Source organism: Blastococcus sp. SYSU D00820, assembly GCF_054050695.1.
In genome coordinates this window covers 20,809-39,587 of record NZ_JBJGZW010000031.1, presented here as the reverse complement: position 1 = coordinate 39,587, position 18,779 = coordinate 20,809, and the positions used below count along the sequence as shown (strand labels likewise).

Annotated in this window: 23 protein-coding genes; all 23 read left to right on the top strand. The window is 73.9% G+C overall.

Annotation, left to right across the window (positions count from 1 at the left end; all coding sequences use genetic code 11):
• Window positions 1–305: 305 nt before the first annotated feature.
• A complete protein-coding gene (gene flgB, locus ACI79R_RS21980; RefSeq protein ID WP_456575808.1) occupies window positions 306–653 on the top strand; it encodes a flagellar basal body rod protein FlgB in 348 nt (115 codons plus the stop codon).
• Window positions 653–1,051, top strand: coding sequence for a flagellar basal body rod protein FlgC (gene flgC / locus ACI79R_RS21975; protein ID WP_456575807.1), 399 nt, complete (start codon window positions 653–655; stop codon window positions 1,049–1,051). The genes flgB and flgC overlap by 1 nt, the downstream gene beginning before the upstream one ends.
• Window positions 1,052–1,053: 2 nt before the next feature.
• The gene (fliE, locus tag ACI79R_RS21970; RefSeq protein WP_456575806.1) at window positions 1,054–1,377 is read left to right on the top strand and encodes a flagellar hook-basal body complex protein FliE; all 324 of its coding nucleotides are present in this window, start codon (window positions 1,054–1,056) and stop codon (window positions 1,375–1,377) included.
• The gene (fliF, locus tag ACI79R_RS21965) at window positions 1,377–2,966 is read left to right on the top strand and encodes a flagellar basal-body MS-ring/collar protein FliF (protein WP_456575805.1); all 1,590 of its coding nucleotides are present in this window, start codon (window positions 1,377–1,379) and stop codon (window positions 2,964–2,966) included. Before fliE ends, fliF begins: the two co-directional genes overlap by 1 nt.
• Before the next feature lie 49 nt (window positions 2,967–3,015).
• Entirely contained in the window at window positions 3,016–4,095 is a 1,080-nt protein-coding gene (gene fliG / locus ACI79R_RS21960; protein ID WP_456575804.1) for a flagellar motor switch protein FliG, read from the top strand.
• 154 nt (window positions 4,096–4,249) lie between these two features.
• Window positions 4,250–5,074 carry a FliH/SctL family protein gene (locus ACI79R_RS21955; protein ID WP_456575803.1) on the top strand — a complete coding sequence of 275 codons (825 nt, stop codon included), beginning with the start codon at window positions 4,250–4,252 and terminating at the stop codon, window positions 5,072–5,074.
• Window positions 5,071–6,378, top strand: coding sequence for a FliI/YscN family ATPase (locus tag ACI79R_RS21950; protein WP_456575802.1), 1,308 nt, complete (start codon window positions 5,071–5,073; stop codon window positions 6,376–6,378). Before ACI79R_RS21955 ends, ACI79R_RS21950 begins: the two co-directional genes overlap by 4 nt.
• 1 nt (window position 6,379) lies before the next feature.
• Window positions 6,380–6,841 (top strand): flagellar export protein FliJ, encoded by a 462-nt coding sequence (locus tag ACI79R_RS21945; RefSeq protein WP_456575801.1) that lies wholly within the window; start codon window positions 6,380–6,382, stop codon window positions 6,839–6,841.
• Window positions 6,829–7,797 carry a transglycosylase SLT domain-containing protein gene (locus ACI79R_RS21940; protein WP_456575800.1) on the top strand — a complete coding sequence of 323 codons (969 nt, stop codon included), beginning with the start codon at window positions 6,829–6,831 and terminating at the stop codon, window positions 7,795–7,797. Before ACI79R_RS21945 ends, ACI79R_RS21940 begins: the two co-directional genes overlap by 13 nt.
• The gene (locus ACI79R_RS21935) at window positions 7,794–9,038 is read left to right on the top strand and encodes a flagellar hook-length control protein FliK (RefSeq protein ID WP_456575799.1); all 1,245 of its coding nucleotides are present in this window, start codon (window positions 7,794–7,796) and stop codon (window positions 9,036–9,038) included. The genes ACI79R_RS21940 and ACI79R_RS21935 overlap by 4 nt, the downstream gene beginning before the upstream one ends.
• Window positions 9,039–9,053: 15 nt before the next feature.
• On the top strand, window positions 9,054–9,470 hold the full coding sequence (locus tag ACI79R_RS21930; RefSeq protein WP_456575798.1) for a flagellar hook capping FlgD N-terminal domain-containing protein: 417 nt from the start codon (window positions 9,054–9,056) through the stop codon (window positions 9,468–9,470).
• A 66-nt stretch (window positions 9,471–9,536) separates the two neighbouring features.
• Window positions 9,537–10,778, top strand: a complete 1,242-nt coding sequence (locus ACI79R_RS21925) for a flagellar hook protein FlgE (RefSeq protein ID WP_456575797.1) — start codon at window positions 9,537–9,539, stop codon at window positions 10,776–10,778.
• A gap of 234 nt (window positions 10,779–11,012) precedes the next feature.
• Window positions 11,013–11,294, top strand: a complete 282-nt coding sequence (locus tag ACI79R_RS21920) for a flagellar FlbD family protein (protein ID WP_456575796.1) — start codon at window positions 11,013–11,015, stop codon at window positions 11,292–11,294.
• Window positions 11,295–11,297: 3 nt separating this feature from the next.
• Window positions 11,298–12,068, top strand: coding sequence for a flagellar motor protein (locus ACI79R_RS21915; RefSeq protein ID WP_456575795.1), 771 nt, complete (start codon window positions 11,298–11,300; stop codon window positions 12,066–12,068).
• Entirely contained in the window at window positions 12,065–12,967 is a 903-nt protein-coding gene (locus ACI79R_RS21910; RefSeq protein WP_456575794.1) for a flagellar motor protein MotB, read from the top strand. The genes ACI79R_RS21915 and ACI79R_RS21910 overlap by 4 nt, the downstream gene beginning before the upstream one ends.
• Entirely contained in the window at window positions 12,964–13,440 is a 477-nt protein-coding gene (locus ACI79R_RS21905; RefSeq protein WP_456575793.1) for a flagellar basal body-associated FliL family protein, read from the top strand. The genes ACI79R_RS21910 and ACI79R_RS21905 overlap by 4 nt, the downstream gene beginning before the upstream one ends.
• A 107-nt stretch (window positions 13,441–13,547) precedes the next feature.
• Window positions 13,548–14,513, top strand: coding sequence for a flagellar motor switch protein FliM (locus ACI79R_RS21900; protein WP_456575792.1), 966 nt, complete (start codon window positions 13,548–13,550; stop codon window positions 14,511–14,513).
• Window positions 14,510–15,253 (top strand): flagellar motor switch protein FliN, encoded by a 744-nt coding sequence (fliN, locus tag ACI79R_RS21895; protein WP_456575791.1) that lies wholly within the window; start codon window positions 14,510–14,512, stop codon window positions 15,251–15,253. The genes ACI79R_RS21900 and fliN overlap by 4 nt, the downstream gene beginning before the upstream one ends.
• A gap of 5 nt (window positions 15,254–15,258) precedes the next feature.
• Window positions 15,259–15,666 (top strand): FliO/MopB family protein, encoded by a 408-nt coding sequence (locus ACI79R_RS21890; protein ID WP_456575824.1) that lies wholly within the window; start codon window positions 15,259–15,261, stop codon window positions 15,664–15,666.
• Window positions 15,666–16,529 (top strand): flagellar type III secretion system pore protein FliP, encoded by an 864-nt coding sequence (fliP, locus tag ACI79R_RS21885; protein ID WP_456575790.1) that lies wholly within the window; start codon window positions 15,666–15,668, stop codon window positions 16,527–16,529. The genes ACI79R_RS21890 and fliP overlap by 1 nt, the downstream gene beginning before the upstream one ends.
• A complete protein-coding gene (gene fliQ, locus ACI79R_RS21880; protein ID WP_456575789.1) occupies window positions 16,526–16,801 on the top strand; it encodes a flagellar biosynthesis protein FliQ in 276 nt (91 codons plus the stop codon). The genes fliP and fliQ overlap by 4 nt, the downstream gene beginning before the upstream one ends.
• 7 nt (window positions 16,802–16,808) lie before the next feature.
• The gene (fliR, locus tag ACI79R_RS21875) at window positions 16,809–17,573 is read left to right on the top strand and encodes a flagellar biosynthetic protein FliR (protein ID WP_456575788.1); all 765 of its coding nucleotides are present in this window, start codon (window positions 16,809–16,811) and stop codon (window positions 17,571–17,573) included.
• Entirely contained in the window at window positions 17,573–18,727 is a 1,155-nt protein-coding gene (locus ACI79R_RS21870; RefSeq protein WP_456575787.1) for an EscU/YscU/HrcU family type III secretion system export apparatus switch protein, read from the top strand. Before fliR ends, ACI79R_RS21870 begins: the two co-directional genes overlap by 1 nt.
• Window positions 18,728–18,779 lie beyond the last annotated feature (52 nt).

The following is an 18,779-nucleotide window of genomic DNA, read 5'->3' as shown; positions in this document are numbered from 1 at the left end:
TCCCGCTCAGGGAGCACCGGGGGCGCCGTCGTGCGTGGGGCCCCCGGGGCGGCCGGGGCCACCGGTGCGGCACAGCAGTCACAGCCGGCGCACCGCCCTCGTCCGGCTCGTTCGCTCCCGCCGTCCCTGGTGTCACCCGAGTGGCGGAGCGTGGTCAACCGGTAACTCCAGGGTGCCGATGTTCCCCCTGCACGGACAGCACCACTCTCGCCACGGATCGGCGGACCCCCACTCGCTCGCGAGTGTCTTCCTCGTACCCGGAGGCTCGTCGTGTCCTGCCGTCCTGCCCGTCTGACGACCGCCCCATGATCAGCGACGTCACCATGACGACGCTGCACGCGGCCCTCTCCGGCCTCGCGGAGCGCCAGCGCGTCACCTCGGACAACATCGCCAACATCCAGACCCCGGGCTTCCTCGCCGGGCGCACCGACTTCGAGTCGACGCTGCGCAGCGAGCTGGCCCATGGGCGGACGCCGAGCATCAGCGGCGGCTCGATCGCCCGGTCGCTGGAGCCGACGAACACCAACGGCAACAACGTGAACCTCGACAGCGAGACGGTCATCGCGACCGAGACCGGCCTGCGCTACCAGCTGGCGCTCAACGCGCTGGACGGCAAGTACGGCCTGCTGCGCAGCTCCCTCCGGACGCAGTGATGTTCGACAGCCTCGACATCGCCGGCACCGGCCTCTACGCGCACCGCAAGTGGCTGGACGCCGTCTCGGACAACATCTCGAACATCAACACGGTCAGCTCGACCGACGGCGCCGCGTTCCAGGAGCGCTTCATCCAGGTGCAGGCCGTCGACTACGGGTCCGGCGAGGGCGGCGTCCGGGTCACCGGGGCGCAGTTCGGCGACGCCGAGGGCCGGCTGGTCCACGAACCGGACCACCCGCTGGCCGACGCCGACGGCTACGTCCGCTACCCCGACATCGACCTGGGTGAGCAGATGACCCAGTTGATCATGGCCCAACGCGGCTACCAGGCCAACCTCGCCGCCATGGAGCGCGCGACGAACGCCTACCAGGCCGCTCTGCAGCTCGGGAAGGGCTGATCATGACCTCCCCCATCAGCGGGATCTCCATCCCCAGCTTCTCCGCGCTGACCGGCACCGCCGGTGTGGCCGCCGCCGGCACCGCCCCCGCGGCCGGCACCGGCGACGGCGGCTTCGCCGACGTGCTGGCCGGCTCGGTGGACCAGCTGCAGAACCTGCAGTCGACGTCGAACGCGCTCGCCGTCCAGGCCGCCACCGGCGACCTCAAGGACGTGCACGACTACATGATCGCGGCGCAGGAGGCGTCCCTGGCCACCGAGATGGTCGTGACGATCAAGAACAAGGCCGTTGAGGCCTTCACCGAGATCATGAGGATGCCGATCTGATGCCTGCCGTTCTCGCTGGACCGCTGGAGCGGCTCCGCTCCGCGCTGTCCACGATCAGCCTGGGGCAGAAGGTCGTCATCGGCCTGCTGGTCGTCGGGCTGGGCCTCGGCGGCTTCTACTTCTACAGCTGGATCACCGCGCCGACGATGGCCCCGCTGTTCAGCAACCTCTCCTCCAGCGACGCCTCGGCGATCGTCGACGAGCTCAACGCCGCCGGCACCACTTACGAGCTGGCCGACGGCGGGCAGACGATCATGGTGCCCAAGGACCAGCTGTACGACCTCCGGCTCACCATGGGCGGCAAGGGCCTGCCCGCCGGCGACGACACCGGGTACGCGCTGCTGGACCAGCAGGGCATCACCACCAGCGAGTTCCAGCAGCAGGTGCAGTACCAGCGCGCCATCGAGGGCGAGCTGGCCAACACCCTCGAGGCGCTGGACGGCGTCAACCAGGCGGTCGTGCACGTCGCGCTGCCCGACGACGACGTCTTCGCCACCGACGAGGGCACCCCGACCGCCTCGGTCCTGCTGGACGTCGCGCCCGGCACCACGCTGACCGGCGAGCAGATCCAGGCGGTCACCAACCTGGTCTCCTCGAGCGTCGAGGGCATGGAGCCCGAGCAGGTCACCGTCTCCGACCAGACCGGCTCGGTGCTCGCCGCCGCCGGCACCGGGGTCACCGCGGCCGCCGGCGACGCGCGCAGCCAGCTCGAGACCGACTACGAGAAGCGGCTGGCGGCCAACGCCCAGGCCATCCTCGACACCGTCCTCGGCCCGGGCCACGCCCGCGTCTCGGTGCGCGCCGACCTGGACCTCAACCAGCGCGAGAGCACCTCGACGACCTACCAGTACACCGAGGGCACCCCGCCGATCAGCTCGCAGTCGAGCACCGAGACCTACACCGGCAACGGCGCCGCGGTGGGCGGCGTGCTGGGCCCGGAGAACGCCGCCGACGCCGGCGCCGGGGCCGGCGACTCGAACTACGAGTCCGAGACGACGACGGAGAACAACGCCGTCGGCCAGACCGTGGAGACCGTGCAGGGCGCGCCCGGCGCGATCAACCGGCTGACCGTCTCGGTGGTCATGGACGGCACCGTCGCCGGCAACCTCAACCAGGCGCAGGTGCAGGACCTGATCGGCAACGCCGTCGGCCTGGACCCCGCCCGCGGCGACGACATCACCGTGGCCTCGATGCCCTTCGACACCACCGCGGCCGACCAGGCAGCGGCGGCGATGGCGGCGGCCAACGAGGCCGAGCAGCAGGCGCAGATGTGGTCGCTGATCAAGACCGGCGGCATCGCGCTGGGCATCGCGCTCCTGGTGCTGGTCGTCTGGCTGCGCTCCCGGCGCGGCCGCGACGAGGAGGAGGACGACGACCTCGCCCTCCAGCTGGACGACGACGTCATGGCCGAGCTCGAGCGGCTGCGGGTGGCCAGCACCCGCGACGAGACCGCGGTCATCGACACCCGGGCCCTGGAGATCGAGGCCGCCGAGCGCGCCCGCGTGCGCGGCGAGATCTCGACCATGGTCAGCGAGCGGCCCGACGAGGTCGCCGCCATGCTGCGCGGCTGGCTGAGCGAGGCCAAGTGAGCACCGACCGCACCCCCTCCCCCGTCCCGACCGCACCTGAGGTGACCGCGTGACCCTCGCCAGTGTCGAGCCGCTGGTCGGCATGGGCGGGACCAACCTGCCCGCACTGCCACCGGCGCCGCCCCGCCCGGAGATGCCCGGCCTGCGCAAGGCCGCGGTCTTCCTGGCGCAGATGAGCAAGGAGGAGGCCGGCACGCTGCTGGCCAAGCTCCGCCCGCGCGAGGTCGAGTCGCTGACCCGCGAGATCATGAAGCTCGGCTCGCTGGAGCCGACCGACGTCGACGACGTGCTCAATGAGTTCCACCAGATGATGAGCGCGCAGCGCTACGTGGGCCGCGGCGGCGTCGACTTCGCGCGCGAGATCCTCGCCGCGGGTCTCGGCGAGGACAAGGCCGAGGGCATCCTCGCCCGGCTCAACGTCGTCTACACCGAGGTGCCCTTCGCCTCGCTGCGCAACGTCGACGTGCGGCAGCTGGTCACCTTCCTCAAGGACGAGCACCCGCAGGTCATCGCGCTGGTGCTGGCCCACCTGACCGCCGCCCAGTCGGCCGAGGTCCTCTCCGGGTTCAACCCCGAGCAGCAGGCCGAGGTCGCGCACCGGATCGCCACCATGGACCGCACCTCCCCCGAGATGGTGCGGCTGGTGGAGGAGGAGCTCGGCCGGCGCATGGGGTCGCTGCTGGCCCACCAGGACATGTCCACCGTCGGCGGCGTCGAGACCCTCGTGGAGATCATCAACCGCTCGCCGCGGCCCACCGAGCGCTCGATCCTCGAGTGGCTGGACAGCACCGACCCGGAGCTGGCCGACCAGGTGCGGGCGCAGATGTTCGTCTTCGAGGACATCGTCACGATCGACGACCGGTCGATGCAGCTGGTGCTCCGCGAGGTCGAGGCCAACGACCTGGCCACCGCGCTCAAGGGCGTGCGCCCCGACGTCCGGGACAAGGTCGTCCGCAACCTCTCCGAGCGCGCCGCCGAGAACCTCGCCGAGGAGATCGAGCTGCTCGGCCCGGTCCGCACGCGGACCGTCGAGGAGGCCCAGGGCAAGATCGTCGCGGTCATCCGCACGCTCGAGGAGCAGGGTGCGCTGACCATCTCGCGCGGCGGGGACGATGAGTTCGTTGCCTGACGACAGCCGCGGGAGCATCGCAGCGAGGTACGAGCGAGGAGCGGACCGCGGCGCGGAGTCAGGCCGGAGGACGTTGCCTGACGACAGCCGCGGGAGCATCGCAGCGAGGTACGAGCGAGGAGCGGACCGCGGCGCGGAGTCAGGCCGGAGGTCGTTGCCTGACGACAGCCGCGGGGACGCCGCGCGCCGGGCCGCGCGGGAGCGCGAGCCGGTGCTGCTGCGCGGCGCCTCGGCCGCGGTCGCCGAGCCCTACCGGGCGGCCACGGCGGTCTTCCCGCCGCCGGTGCCGGCCCCGGCGCCCCCGCCGGCGGCCGAGCAGCTGCCCGCCGAGCCGGTCGTCGAGCGGCGGACCACCGTCCGCCGCGCCGCGGACCTGCCGGTGCCCAACGGCCGCGGCGTGCTGCGGCTGGGCGACGTCTACGCCGAGGAGCTGACCCGGCTGCGCGAGCACGCGCACCGGGAGGGCTTCACCGCCGGCTACGCCGAGGGGACGGCGGCCGCGGCGCACGTCGTGGCGCAGGCCGAGGCCGAGGCCCAGCTGCGGCTGGCCGAGGTGCAGGAGCGCTGGGAGCGCCGGCTGGTCTCGGCCACCGCGGCGCTCGGCTCGGCGGTCGCGCAGGTGGAGGCCACCGCCGTGCCGGTCGCCGAGGAGGTCCGCGACACCGTGCTGGACGCGGTCTTCGCCCTCGTCACCGACCTGCTCGGCCGCGAGCTGGCCAGCGTGGACTCCGCCGGCGTGGACGCGCTGCGCCGCGCCCTGACCCTGGTGCCGGCCGACACCCCCACCGTCGTCCGGCTGCACCCCGACGACCTCGCCGAGGTGCCCGCCGAGGCGCTGGCCGGCCTGCCGGCCACGGTGACCGTCACCGGCGACCCGGGCGTCGAGCGCGCCGGCGCGGTCGCCGAGTGCGGCACCCGGCGGATCGACGCCCAGCTCGGCACCGCGCTGGCCCGCGTCCGGGCGGTGCTGCGCCCGTGAGCCTCGCCGGCGTCCTGGACCGCGCCCGCGCCGCCGCCCGCCCGGAGCTGACCGGCTCCGTGGTCGGCGCCATGGGCCTGACCCTCTCCGTCGACGGCCTGACCGCGGCCGTGGGCGACCTGGTGGAGGTCAACCCGGGCCCGCGCAGCCTCCTGGCCGAGGTCGTCGCCGTGGGCCGCGAGCGGCTGACCTGCATGCCCCTGGGCGAGCTCGGCGGGGTGCACGCCGGTGCGCCGGTGCGGACCACCGGCATGCCGCTGCAGGTGCCCGTCGGCGAGGCGCTGCTGGGCCGGGTGCTCGACGGCCTGGGCCGGCCGGTCGACGGCGGGCCCGCCCTGGGCGCCGGCATCGACTGGGTGGACCTCGCCAGCGAGACGCCGCACGCGCTGTCCCGCCGCCGGGTCGAGGAGCCGCTGCCGGTGGGCGTGCGCGCCCTCGACACGCTCGTGCCGATCGGCAAGGGGCAGCGGCTGGGCATCTTCGCCGGCTCCGGCGTGGGCAAGTCGACGCTGCTGGCCCAGATCACCCGCGGCACCGAGGCCGACGTGCGCGTCATCGGGCTGATCGGCGAGCGTGGCCGCGAGGTCAAGGAGTTCCTCGACGAGAACCTCGGCCCGGAGGGCATGGCGCGCACCGTCGTCGTCGTCGCCACCTCCGACGAGCCGCCGCTGGTGCGGCTCAAGGCCGCGTTCGTGGCCACCCGCATCGCCGAGGGCTTCCGCGACCAGGGCCGCGACGTGCTGCTGCTGATGGACTCGATCACGCGCACGGCGATGGCCCAGCGCGAGGTCGGCCTCTCGGCCGGCGAGCCGCCGGCCACCCGCGGCTATCCGCCGAGCGTCTTCGCGATGATGCCCAAGCTGCTGGAGAAGGCCGGGCCGGGCGCGGTCGGGTCGATCACCGGGCTCTACACCGTCCTGGTGGAGGGCGACGACCACAACGAGCCGATCGCCGACACCGCGCGGTCGATCCTCGACGGCCACGTCGTCCTCACCCGGAAGCTCGCCACCACCGGCCACTTCCCGGCCATCGACGTCCTGGAGTCGATCTCCCGGGTCGCCGGCGCGGTCGTCGAGCCGGCCCGGATGGCCGACGCCCGCGAGGCCCGCCGGCTGCTCGGCGCCCTCCGCGACGTCAAGGAGCTCGTGGAGATCGGCGCCTACCAGGTCGGCAGCGACCCGCTGGTCGACCGCGCCCGCATGCTCTCCCCCGCCCTCGACGCCTTCCTGCGCCAGTCGCTGGACGACGCGACCTCCCCCGAGGACGCGTGGTCGATGCTGCACCGGCTCGTGACGGCGGGATGACGTGAAGCGGGCAGCCTTCCGGCTCGAGCCGGTCCTGCGGGTGCGCGCCGCCGCCGAGCGGGCGGCCTCGCTGGCGCACGCCGAGGCCGTGGCCGCGGCGCACGAGGCCGGCCGCCGGGTCGAGGAGCAGGTGGCCGCGCTGCAGGCGCGCACGATGCCCGGCTCGCTGTCGGGCCCCGGCTTCGTGGCCGCGATGGTCGCGTCCCGGGCCGCGGCTGCCGATGTGGTAGCTGCACGGTCGATGGCCCAGGCCTCGGCCGAGCACGCCGAGCTGCTCCGGGAGCGGTGGACCGCCGCCGCCCAGGCCACCAAGGCCCTGGAGAAGCTGCGCGACCGGCACGAGCTGGCCGCGCGGTCCGCCGAGGACGCCGCCGAGGCGCGCGCCATCGACGACCTGGTGACCCGGCAGCACGCCGGGGCCGCCGACGACGAGACGAGGGAGGAGGACCCGTGGACGGGGTGAGCGCGGTGCACGGCCGGATCGCCGAGATCCAGAACCGGATGCTCGTGCTCTCGGCCAACCGGGTCTCGGCCACCGCCTCCTCGTGGGCCAGCGCCGCCGCGGCCGCCGGGCTGACCGGTCCGGCGGCGGCCACCGGGACGACCGCGGCCGCCGCCGGGAGCGGCAGCGCCGAGGCCGCCGTGGTCGCCGAGGCCCGCAAGTACCTCGGCGTCCCCTACAGCTGGGGCGGCACCGACCCCTCGGTCGGGCTGGACTGCTCCGGCCTCGTGCAGCTGGTCTACGGCAACCTGGGCATCGACCTGCCCCGCACCTCCTCGCAGCAGGCCACCGCCGGCACCCCCGTCGCGAGCCTCGCCGACGCCCGCCCCGGCGACCTGGTCTTCTTCGACCACTCCTCCTCGCGGCCGGGCATCGACCACGTGGGCATCTACATCGGCGACGGCAAGATGATCGCCGCCCCCCAGGCCGGCGAGACGGTCAAGGTGCAGTCGGTCGGCGACCCCACGCTCATCCGCCGCGTCCTCCCCGCCGCCGCGCCGGCCGCCGCCGCTCCGGCCGGCGCCACCGGGTCGCTGGCCGGGGTGCCGTACTCCGACCTGTTCGTCCAGGCCGGCAACCGGCACGGCATCGACCCGGCGCTGCTGGCCGGCGTGGCCAAGGTGGAGAGCGGGTTCGACACCTCCGCGGTCAGCTCCGCCGGCGCCACCGGGCTCATGCAGTTCATGCCGGCCACGGCCCGCGGCCTCGGCGTCGATCCGCGCGACCCGGCGTCGGCGATCGACGGCGCGGCGCGCTACCTCAAGCAGCTCACCGACCAGTTCGGCTCGACCAGCCTCGCGCTGGCCGCCTACAACGCCGGGCCGGGCACGGTGTCGCGCTACGGCGGGATCCCGCCGTACGGCGAGACGCAGAACTACGTGTCCAAGGTCCTCGGCGCCGCGGAGTCCTACCGATGACAGCACCTGCCCTGCCCGCCGTCCTCCCGGCCGCGGCGCCCGCCGCGGCCGCCGGGGGCTCCGCGAGCGCGCCCGGCTCGGCGGCCGGCTTCGCCTCGGCCCTGGACGACGCCCTCGCCGGCGACCGCGGCGCGGCCCCCTCGGGCGCCGGCGACCCCGCCGCCGACGACGCGCCCGAGGACACCGTCCCCGCTCCCGGCACGCCGGCTGCCGACGCGCCCGTTCCCGCTCCGGTCACCGACCCGGCCCTGGCCTCGGCCGCGGTGCTCACCGCCGGCTGGGCGCTCGCGCTCGCGCTGGCCACCCCCGCGCAGCCGGCCGCCGACGGCACCGCCCCCGCCGGGACCGGGGTCGCCCCGGTCGGCCCCGGGGCGACCGCGGCCGCTGCCGGTGCGCCGCTCCCCGCGACGGCTCCCCCGCTGCCCGGCGCCGTCCCGGCCCCGGCCGCCGACACCGCTGCCCAGCTCCCCGCCGCCGTCCCCGCCGCTCCGGCGGCGGCGCAGCCCGCCGCGGCCGCCGCGCTGCCCGCGGGCCTGGTCGTCACCGCGGCCCCCGCCGCCGAGCCGGCCGCTCCGACGGCCCCGGCGACCGGCCCGGCCACCCCGGCCGGGGCGACCGCGCCCGCGGTGGCGGCGGAGGCCGTGCCCGCACCGGTCGCGGCCGCCGGCTCGGAGCAGCCCGGGGCCGACGCCGGCACCGCGGACGGCGCGCCCGCCACGCCGCAGCCGCCGGCCGGCACCGCGCCGGCCGCCCCGGTCGCCACCGCGCGGGCCGACGCCGCGCCGGCGCCCGCACCGGCCCCGGTCGCCACCCAGGTCGCCCCAGCCGTCGCGCAGCTGGCCACCGGCCCGGACGGCGAGCACACGATGACCGTCGTCCTCACCCCGGAGACGCTCGGGCCGGTCGAGGTCCGGGTGACCGTGCACAACGGCACCGTCGACCTCACCCTGCGCGGCGCCTCCGAGCACGGCCGGGCCGCGCTGTTGGACGCGCTGCCCGACCTGCGCCGCGACCTGCAGGCGGCCGGCATCTCCTGCTCGCGCATGGACGTCGACCGCGACGCGAGCGGCGGCGCCTGGACCGAGCCGCGGCAGGGCGCCACCGGCGACCGGCCCGGTGGCCGCGACCAGTCCGACGCCCGCGCGCGCCCGTGGCTGCGCGGCGACGGACCCGACGGGGGCCGCCCGGTCCCCGCCACCAGCACCCATGCCGGGTCGACCGGGCTCGACGTCCGGGTCTGAGGAGGAACGCCAGCCATGACCAGCCCCGTGAGCGGCGTCGGCGTGCCGACGGTCACGCCCACCACGACCGTCGACCGGCCCGACCAGAGCGGCAAGGACATGTTCCTGCAGCTGCTGGTCGCGCAGATGCGCTACCAGGACCCCAGCAACCCGGCCAGCACGACCGAGTTCATGTCGCAGACCGCGACGTTCACCCAGGTCGAGAAGCTGGAGGAGATCGCCGGCCAGAACGCGTCCCTGCTGTCCCTGCAGCGCTCGCTGTCCGCCGGCGCGCTCGTGGGCCACACCGTCGGCTACACCGGCACCGACGGCCTGGCCAAGACCGGCCTGGTCACCTCCGTCCGCTTCGGCGGCGACGAGCCGGTCGCCGTCATCGGGAACACCGAGGTGCCCTTCGGCCGGCTGACCGAGGTCTCCCTCCCCACCTCCTGACCCGTTCCGGACCCCCTGCCGGGGATCCGTCCACCCCAGCCTCCGCGCGACCCCGAGGAGCCCCCCGTGCTGCGTTCCATGTTCTCGGCCATCTCCGGCCTGAAGGCCCACCAAACCAAGCTCGACGTCACCGGCAACAACATCGCCAACGTCAACACCGTCGGCTACAAGAGCCAGCAGGCCGTCTTCGAGGCCGCCCTCTCGCAGGTGCTGCGCGCCGGTGGCGCGCCGGGCGAGAACAACGCCGGAACCAACCCGGCCCAGGTCGGCCTCGGCGTCAAGGTCGCCGGCATCTCGACCAACTGGGCGCAGGGCGCGACCCAGAGCACCGGCCGCACCACCGACTTCATGATCGAGGGCGACGGCTTCTTCGTCGTCCAGTCGGGCAACCAGCAGCTGTTCACCCGCTCCGGCTCCTTCGGCTTCGACGCGACGGGCAACCTGATCACCGACAGCGGCGCCATCCTCCAGGGCTGGCCCGCCGACGCCGACGGCGTCGTCGACACCAACGGCCGCATCGGCGGGCTGAGGATCCCGTTCGGCCAGGGCACCGAGCCCCGCCCCACCGCCGCCGGCACCGTCATGGGCAACCTCTCGGCCGGTGCCGAGGTCGGCAAGCGGATCGAGACCTCGATTCCCATGTACGACGACCTGGGCAACGAGATCGCGGTGTCCTACGTCTTCGAGCGCACCGCCGGTGGCTGGACGGTCAGCGCCAACATGCCCGGCACCCCGGTGCCCCCCGCCACCACCGCGCCGCCGGTGCCGCTCATGTCCGCCCCCGTGGCGCTGACCTTCGACGGCAGCGGCAACCTGACCGGCCCGCTGTCGGTCGCCCTCGACGACCTCCCCGCCGGGTGGACCGGCCCGGTGACCATCGACACCAGCCGGATCACCCAGTACGGCAGCGCCACGACGGTCACCGCGTCGGACCAGGACGGCTACACCGCCGGCGTGCTCGAGACCTTCAGCCTCGGCAACGACGGCACGATCAGCGGCGTGTTCTCCAACGGCGAGGTCAAGGTGCTCGGCCAGCTGGCCCTGGCCACCTTCGCCAACCCCGGTGGTCTGGAAAAGGCCGGCAGCAGCACCTACCGGCCCGCCAACAACTCCGGCGTCCCGCTGATCGGCCTGGCCGGCACCGGTGGGCGCGGCTCGCTGCTGGCCGGCGCGCTGGAGATGTCCAACGTGGACCTCTCCGAGGAGTTCACCGGCCTCATCGTCGCCCAGCGCGGGTTCCAGGCCAACAGCCGCGTCATCACCAGCTCCGACGAGGTGCTGCAGGACCTGGTGAACCTCAAGCGGTAATCGCAGACGACCTCCTGAGGGACGCCGCGGCCCGGTCCCCGCCCGGGGGCCGGGCCGCGGCGTGTCCGGGGGCCGGTCACCCGTCCCCGGCGTCCCCCGATCGGGTGGGGCCCGGCCGCTCGGCACCGCCCGTTCGGCTCAAGCACGCACGTCAGCGGGCCGATGACAGAACAGCCGGCACCGCAGCGACGCGGCGCTCTCCGCCCCTCCCCCACCGAGCAAGAGGACCCTCCCGTGATCCGAGTGACGCGCCTGAACGGGGAGCAGTTCGCGCTCAACCCCGACCTCATCGAGCGGGTCGAGGGCCACCCCGACACCGTCGTCTTCCTCGTCGACGGCACCAAGTACGTGGCCCGCGAGAGCGTCGAGGAGGTGCTCACCGCCATCCGGGAGTACCGGGCCAGCATCCTGGCCACCGCCTACGAGATGGACCGGGGCACCTACCGCTCGCCCGTCGCGCCGAGCGACGAGGCCGCCGGCTCGGTCGTCCCCTTCCCGTCCCGCGAGGAGCGCTGACCCGTGGATCCCTCGTCCCTGATCGGCATCGTCCTCTCGCTGGTCGCACTCCTGGTCTTCATGATCATGGAGGGCGCGGACCCGAGCTCGCTGATCTTCCTGCCGGCGATCATCCTGGTCATCGTCGCGACCTTCGGCGCGGCGATGACCGGCCAGACCATGGACGACCTCAAGAAGCTGCCCAGCTGGTTCAAGATGGCCGTCATGCCGGCCAAGGTGCCGCCGGCGAGCGACCAGATCCAGACGCTCGTGAGCCTGGCCGAGAAGGCCCGCAAGGAGGGCCTGCTCGCGCTCGAGGCCCAGGTCAAGCTGATCGAGGACCCGTTCCTCAAGCGCGGCCTGCAGATGGGCATCGACGGCACCGACCCCGAGCAGCTCCGCGACGTCCTCGAGAGCGAGATCGCGGCCAAGAAGGCCGAGGACAAGGTCGCCGCCAAGTTCATGAACACGATGGGCGGCTACGCCCCGACCATCGGCATCGTCGGCTGCATCGTCGGTCTGATGAACGTGATGGGGAACCTCAACGACCCCGAGTCGCTGGGCCCGATGATCGCGGCGGCGTTCGTCGCCACCCTGTGGGGCGTCATGGCGGCCAACTTCTGGTTCCTCCCCATGGGCGCCAAGATCACCCGGGTCAGCGAGCTGCAGGCCGCGCAGATGGCGCTGCTGGTCGAGGGCATCGCCGAGATCCAGGCCGGCACCAGCCCCCGCGCGGTCCGGCTGAAGCTCACCTCCCTGATCCCGCCCAGTGAGGCTGCCAAGGAAGCCGCGTGAGCGCGGGCCACGGCGGGTCGCGCCGCAAGAAGCACGAGGAGCACGAGGAGCACGAGAACCACGAGCGGTGGATGGTGTCCTACGCGGACATGATGACGCTGCTCCTCGTCCTCTTCATCGTCCTCTACGCGATGAGCCAGGTGGACAAGGACAAGTTCGCCGCACTCGCCAGCGGCCTGTCCGACGCGTTCGGCACCCCGGTGTCGGTCATCCCGCAGGCCACCCCGGAGGGGTCGGTCCTCGACGGCCTCCCCGGCGCGATCGACGTCGCCTCCTCCATCCCGCCGGACCCGACCGTCGAGCAGGCCGAGGTCGACGCCGCGGCCGCCCAGGCCGCCCAGGCGGCGGCCCGGCAGGTCAGCGCCGAGGCACAGACCCAGTACGCGCAGCTGGACGGCGTCCGCGAGCAGCTGGACCAGGCGCTGTCGGCCGCCGGCTTCGCGGGCGCGGCGCGCTACGAGATCGACGAGCGCGGCCTGGTCGTGCACATCGTCTCCGACCCCGTCCTCTTCGATGCCGAGGAGGCCGACCTGCGCCCCGAGGGCCGCGCCATCCTCGACGCGATCGCGCCGACGCTGGCCGGCCTGACCCACCAGCTGGCCGTCGAGGGGCACGCCAACCACCTGCCGGTCACCCCCGGCGGGCAGTGGCCGTCGAACTGGGAGCTGTCGGCCTACCGGGCCACCACCGTCGTCCGGTACCTGGCCGGGGACGGCGTCCCCCAGGAGCGGATGGCGGGCACCGGCTACTCCGACACCCGGCCGCTGGTCCCGATCACCGATCCGAACGCGCTGGCGCTCAACCGCCGCGTCGACATCGTCGTGCTGTCCACCGCCTCCGCCGAGGCGAACGAGTTGCTGCCCGGCCTGGAGGCCGCGGCCCAGGGAGGTCACCCGTGAGCAGGAAGAAGAAGGACGAGAAGCCGGCCGAGGACGGCGAGGAGGTCAAGGGCGGCGGCAAGGCCAAGCTGCTGATCATCGGCCTGGTGGTCGTGCTGGCCGCCGCGGGCGCCGCCTGGTTCTTCCTCTTCTCCGGCGGCTCCGCCGAGGCCGAGGAGCCGGTGGCCGGCGAGGTGCTCACCCTCGAGCCGGTGGCGGTCAACCTCGCCGGCGGCGGCTACCTCAAGGTCGGCATCGCGCTGCAGCTGACCGAGGCCGCGGCCGGCGGCGGGCACGGCGGCGGGGGCGTCGACGGCGCCCAGGCCCTCGACCTGGTCATCTCGACCTACTCGCAGGCCAACCCGGCCGACGTCACCGGCGCCCGCGAGGCGCTCAAGGAGTCGCTCACCGAGCAGATCGTCGAGGCCTACACCGACGACGAGGGCACCGAGATGGTCATGGACCTGTACTTCACCGAGTACGTCACGCAGTAGCTCCCCCGGCGGCCCCGTCCGTCCCATCCGCACCACCCACCCCGGCTGACCGGCGGCGCACCGCGCCGCCGGTCAGTTCGCGTCCGGGCCCCGCCGATACCTCCAGCGTGACCCGCCCCGACATCGGAACCGCGCCCTTCGCGCCGGCTCCGGGGACCGCCGCCGGCGGCCGCAGCCGGCGCGGCGAACCCCGGACCTACGACTTCCGCCGGCCGACCAAGCTCAGCCGCGAGCACGTGCGGGTGCTGCAGATCGCCCAGGAGGCCTTCGCCCGCCAGGCGACGACCGTCCTCACCACCCTGCTGCGCACCGGCGCGCGGATGGAGCTGCTGGGCATCGAGCAGCACTCCTACGACGACTACGTCGCCACGCTGCCCAACCCGTACTTCATGACGACGTTCACCTTCGAGCCGCTGGCCGGCAAGGGGCTGCTGGCCTATCCGCTGGACATCGCGATGGCCACCGTCGACCACATGCTCGGCGGCTCGGGCGCCGCCCAGCAGCCCGAGCGGCCCATGACGGCGATGGAGACCACCATCACCGGCCAGCTGCACCGGCGGCTGCTGCAGGAGTTCCAGGCGGCGTTCGCGCACATCGCCGACATGCAGCCGGTGCCGGACGGCATCGAGTACAACCCGGCCCTCGCCCAGGCCGCGGCCGGCTCGGACACCGTGATGGTCGCCAGCTTCGAGCTGGCCGTCGGCAGCCGCGAGGGCACCGCGACGCTGGTCCTGCCCTTCTCCTCGTTCCACCAGGCGCTGAACAACGCCGCCTCCCCGCACCTGTCGGAGTCCGCGCAGCGCAAGCGGGAGCGGGCCGCCGAGCTGCTCACCCAGCGGCTGAACCTCGTGCCGGTCGACGTGAGCGTCCGGTTCACGCCGCTGGAGGTCTCCTCCTCCGACCTGCTGTCGCTGGCCGTCGGTGACGTCCTGCTGCTGCGCCACCCGAGGGACAGCCCCCTCGAGGTCACCACCAACGACGTCACGTTCGCCTACGCGATCGCGAGCAACCACCGCCGCCGGCTCGCCGCCGCCATCGTGCCCACCCCGTACGCCGCGAAGGACACCGCATGACCGCCACGCTGGACCACACCCAGGCCTCGGAGACGATCGCCGCGGTCGTGGTGGCCGCCGCCCGCGCCGCCGCCGCCCTGGTCCCCGCCACCACCGAGCTGCAGGCCGGCCCGGCGGTCACCGACCCCGACGCCGTCCCGCTGCCGCCGGCCGCCGCCGCGGCGGTCACCGCCCGGCTCTCCGGCGAGGTCACCGGCGACGTCGTCCTGGTGCTGTCGGCCGACGTCGTCGAGGCCCTCGACAACTCGCCGGTCGGCCCCATGGACGTCGCCACCGCGCTGCGCCCGGCCCTCGAGGCCGCCGCGGCCACCCTCGGCCGGGTGCGGATCGACTCCGAGCGCACCGAGGACCCGGTGACCGCGCTGGACGGGCTGCGCGACAAGGGGATGTTCGTCGCCGTCCCGCTGGTCGGCGAGACCGACCACCAGGCCACGCTCGCCCTGCAGGTCACCCTGCCGACGGCGCCGCGCGCCCAGCGCGGCAGCCTGGAGCTGCTGCGGCACGTGGCCATGGAGGTCACCGTCGAGATCGGCCGCACCCGGATGACCGTCGGCGAGCTGCTGTCGCTGCACCCGGGCGAGGTCATCGAGCTCGACCGCGCCGCCAGCGCCCCGGCCGACCTGCTGGTCAACGGCACGCTGATCGCCCGCGGCGAGGTCGTCGTCGTGGACGAGGACTTCGGGCTGCGGATCAGCGAGATCGTCGCCGACGCCTCCGAGATCGGGCAGCAGACGCCGTGACGTGGATGGTCATCCGGCTGGTGCTGTCGCTGGCCTTCGTCGGCGGCGTGCTGTGGTTCGCCGCCCGCCTGGCCAGGAAGCGCGGCCTGGGCCAGGCCAACGGCCTGGTCGAGGTCGTCGCCCGGCAGCGCATGGGCCGCGCCAGCAGCGTCAGCGTCGTGCGGATCGCCGACCGCGTGCTCGTGGTGGGCGCGACCGAGGAGTCGGTCACCCTGCTCGCCGAGCTCGACGGCGAGGCCGTGGAGACCTCGCTGGCCGAGCGCGAGCTCGCCGGCGCGACGGCCGGCCCGGCCGGCACCGGCACCCGGCTGCCGGCCCCCCGCAGCGGCGGGGCCCTGGCCGGCTCGGTGTTCGACCGCGGCGGCTGGGCCAGCTTCGTCCAGTCGATGCGCGAGCGGACGGTGCGCCGCTGATGAGCTCCTCCCCCGCCCTGCTCCGGGGCGCGCCCCCGGGCACGTCGCGGGCGCTCCTCCCCGGCCTGCGCCGGGTCGCCCTGCTGCTGCTCGCGCTGGCCGGCCTCGCCGTCGCCGCCGTGCTGCTGGCCGGCCCGGCCGCGGCCGCCCCCGACGCGCCCACCGCCCCGACGGCGCCGACCGCCCCGGTCGTCCCCGCGGTCGACGGCGGCGTGGACATCTCCGTCGGCGGCGGCAGCCCGAGCACCTCGATCACGCTGATCCTCGCGATCACCGTGCTGTCGGTGGCGCCGTCGGTACTGCTGCTGGCCACCTCGTTCACCAAGATCGCGGTGGTGCTGTCGCTCACGCGCAACGCGCTCGGGCTGCAGTCCTCCCCGCCGAACTCGGTCCTGACCGGCATCGCGCTGTTCCTGACCCTGTTCGTGATGGGCCCGGTGTTCTCCGACATCAACGAGTCGGCCGTCCAGCCCTACCTGGACGGGCAGATGACGGTGTCGCAGGCCTACGACGCCGGCGTCGTCCCGCTGAAGTCCTTCCTCCTGGACAACACCCGCGAGGACGAGCTCAAGCTGATGGTGAACCTCTCCGGCGAGGAGCAGCCGGCCGACCGGGAGTCGGTCAGCATGACCACCCTGATCCCGGCCTTCGTGCTGTCGGAGCTCAAGAGCGCCTTCATCATCGGGCTGGTCGTGTTCATCCCGTTCCTGGTGCTGGACATGCTGGTCAGCGCGGCGCTGATGTCGATGGGCATGATGATGGTCCCCCCGTCGATCGTGTCGCTGCCGTTCAAGCTGCTGCTGTTCGTCGTCGTGGACGGGTGGGCGTTGATCACCACCGCCCTGGTGGGGAGCTACGGATGAGCGACGCCGACGTCACCGACATCGCGATGCAGACCATGTGGGTCGCCGCCAAGGTGGCCGCCCCGGTGCTGCTGACCGCGCTCCTGGTGGGCTTCCTGATCTCGCTGTTCCAGGCGGCCACCCAGATCCAGGAGGCGACGCTCTCCTTCGTGCCGAAGATGATCGCCGTCGCCATCGCGCTGCTCGTCACGGGCAACTGGGTGCTGTCCGAGCTGGTGTCGTTCACCCACCACCTGTTCGACGAGCTGCCCGGCCTCCTCGGCCGGACCTGAGGCGGCGATGGACCTCGAGGTCCCGGCGGTCTCCCTCGCGGCGGTCCTGCTGACCACGGCCCGCGCGGCGGGGTTCGTGCTGGTCGCCCCGCCGTTCAACACCCGCAGCATCCCGGCGCCGGTCAAGGGCGCGCTGGCGCTGGCGCTGTCGGTCGCGCTGTACGCCCGGGTCGCCGCCGGCCTGCCGGACATCACCACCAGCTTCCTGGTGCTCGGCGGGCTCACCGAGGTGGCGATCGGGGCGGCGCTGGGCTTCGTCGTCCAGCTGTTCTTCACCGCCGTCCAGTTCGCCGGTGAGCTCATCGACGTCAGCGGCGGCTTCAGCCTGCAGCCGGCCTACGACCCGCTGGCCATGACGATGAACTCCTCGATCGGCCGGCTGCACTACCTGCTGGCGACGGCGCTGCTGTTCACCAGCGGCGGGCACATGATGATCGTGCGCGGCTTCGCCACCTCATACGAGGGGCTGCCGGTCGGCGCCTCGCTGCCCACCGAGCAGCTCGGCGAGGTGATGATCACCGCCTTCTCGATGATGTTCCTGGCCGCGCTGCAGATCGCCGGCCCGATGGTCGCCGTCCTGCTGCTGGCCGACGTCGCGATGGCGCTGCTGTCGCGGGCCGCCCCGGCGCTCAACGTCTTCACCCTCGGCTACCCGGTCAAGATCATGCTGACCCTGACCCTGCTCGGGCTGACCTTCCCGCTGCTGCCGCCGGCCCTCGACGCGCTCATCGAGCAGGCCACCCGCGCCGTCGTCTCGATCAGGACCGGCTGATGGCCGCTGACGGACCGGGTGGTGAGAAGACCGAGAAGCCCACTCCCCAGCGCCTGAAGAAGGCGCGCAAGGACGGGCAGATCCCGAGGACCCAGGAGCTCGGCACCTGGCTGTCCATGGCCGCGGCCAGCGTGCTGCTGCCGATGCTGGTCGGCAACGCCTACGACGCCATCGGCGAGCTGTTCGTGCAGGTCGGCTCGGTGGCCCGGCACCCCGAGCCGGCCGCGCTGTTCGAGCTGTTCGGGCAGGCGCTGTCGGCGTTCCTGTCCGCGGTGCTGCCGCTGGCGCTCGGGATGCTCCTGGTCGGGACGGCGGCCTCGGCGGCCCAGGGTGGCGTCACCGTCTCGGCCAAGGGCATGAAGCCCACGCTGCAGAAGCTCAACCCCCTGAGCGGGATGAAGCGGATGTTCGGCGGCCACGGCCTCTGGGAGGCGGCCAAGGCGGTCATCAAGACCGCCGCGCTCGGGGCGGTCGTCATCGTCACCAGCGGGCGGGCGCAGGAACTGGTGTCGGCCGCCGGCGCGCTGCCGCTGTCGGTGATCACCGAGACCTTCACCGCCTCGGCGGTGCTCATGTTCCGCGTCGTGGCGATCACCGGCCTGGTCATCGCGATCGCCGACTACGTGATCGTGCGCCGGCAGATCATGAAGAAGCTCAAGATGAGCAAGTACGAGATCCTGCAGGAGCACAAGCAGTCCGAGGGCGATCCGCACGTCAAGGCGCAGCGGCGCTCGACCGCGCTGGCCATGTCCCGCAACCGGATGATGAGCGACGTCGCCGCCGCCGACGTCCTGCTGGTCAACCCCACCCACGTCGCCGTCGCGCTGAAGTACGAGGCCGACCGCGGCGCGCCGCGCGTGGTCGCCAAGGGCGCCGACGAGATCGCCGCCAGGCTGCGCGAGCGGGCGACCGAGGCGCGGGTGCCGCTGGTGCAGGACATCCCGCTGGCCCGGGCGCTGCACGCCTCCTGCGAGATCGGCCAGGAGGTGCCGCCGCAGCTGTTCACCGCCGTCGCCCGGGTGCTGGCGTTCGTCATGCAGCTGGGGGCCCGCGGCGTGGTCGGCGGCTTCCACCGGCCGGGGTTCGAGGCGCCGGACGTGCGCGACCTGCCCAAGGCCGGCCGCCGGAGGATCCCCGCGCCGTCGTCCTCCTGACCGACCGGGGCGTTGGTACGGCTGTGACGGGTGGGCCGACCGCGGTCGCCCG

Coding starts and splice junctions, on each gene's coding strand:
- flgB (WP_456575808.1), top strand. CDS start 306: ATGATCAGCGACGTCACCATGACGACGCTGCACGCGGCCCTCTCCGGC.
- flgC (WP_456575807.1), top strand. CDS start 653: ATGTTCGACAGCCTCGACATCGCCGGCACCGGCCTCTACGCGCACCGC.
- fliE (WP_456575806.1), top strand. CDS start 1,054: ATGACCTCCCCCATCAGCGGGATCTCCATCCCCAGCTTCTCCGCGCTG.
- fliF (WP_456575805.1), top strand. CDS start 1,377: ATGCCTGCCGTTCTCGCTGGACCGCTGGAGCGGCTCCGCTCCGCGCTG.
- ACI79R_RS21935 (WP_456575799.1), top strand. CDS start 7,794: ATGACAGCACCTGCCCTGCCCGCCGTCCTCCCGGCCGCGGCGCCCGCC.
- ACI79R_RS21930 (WP_456575798.1), top strand. CDS start 9,054: ATGACCAGCCCCGTGAGCGGCGTCGGCGTGCCGACGGTCACGCCCACC.
- fliN (WP_456575791.1), top strand. CDS start 14,510: ATGACCGCCACGCTGGACCACACCCAGGCCTCGGAGACGATCGCCGCG.
- ACI79R_RS21890 (WP_456575824.1), top strand. CDS start 15,259: ATGGTCATCCGGCTGGTGCTGTCGCTGGCCTTCGTCGGCGGCGTGCTG.
- fliP (WP_456575790.1), top strand. CDS start 15,666: ATGAGCTCCTCCCCCGCCCTGCTCCGGGGCGCGCCCCCGGGCACGTCG.
- fliQ (WP_456575789.1), top strand. CDS start 16,526: ATGAGCGACGCCGACGTCACCGACATCGCGATGCAGACCATGTGGGTC.
- fliR (WP_456575788.1), top strand. CDS start 16,809: ATGGACCTCGAGGTCCCGGCGGTCTCCCTCGCGGCGGTCCTGCTGACC.
- ACI79R_RS21870 (WP_456575787.1), top strand. CDS start 17,573: ATGGCCGCTGACGGACCGGGTGGTGAGAAGACCGAGAAGCCCACTCCC.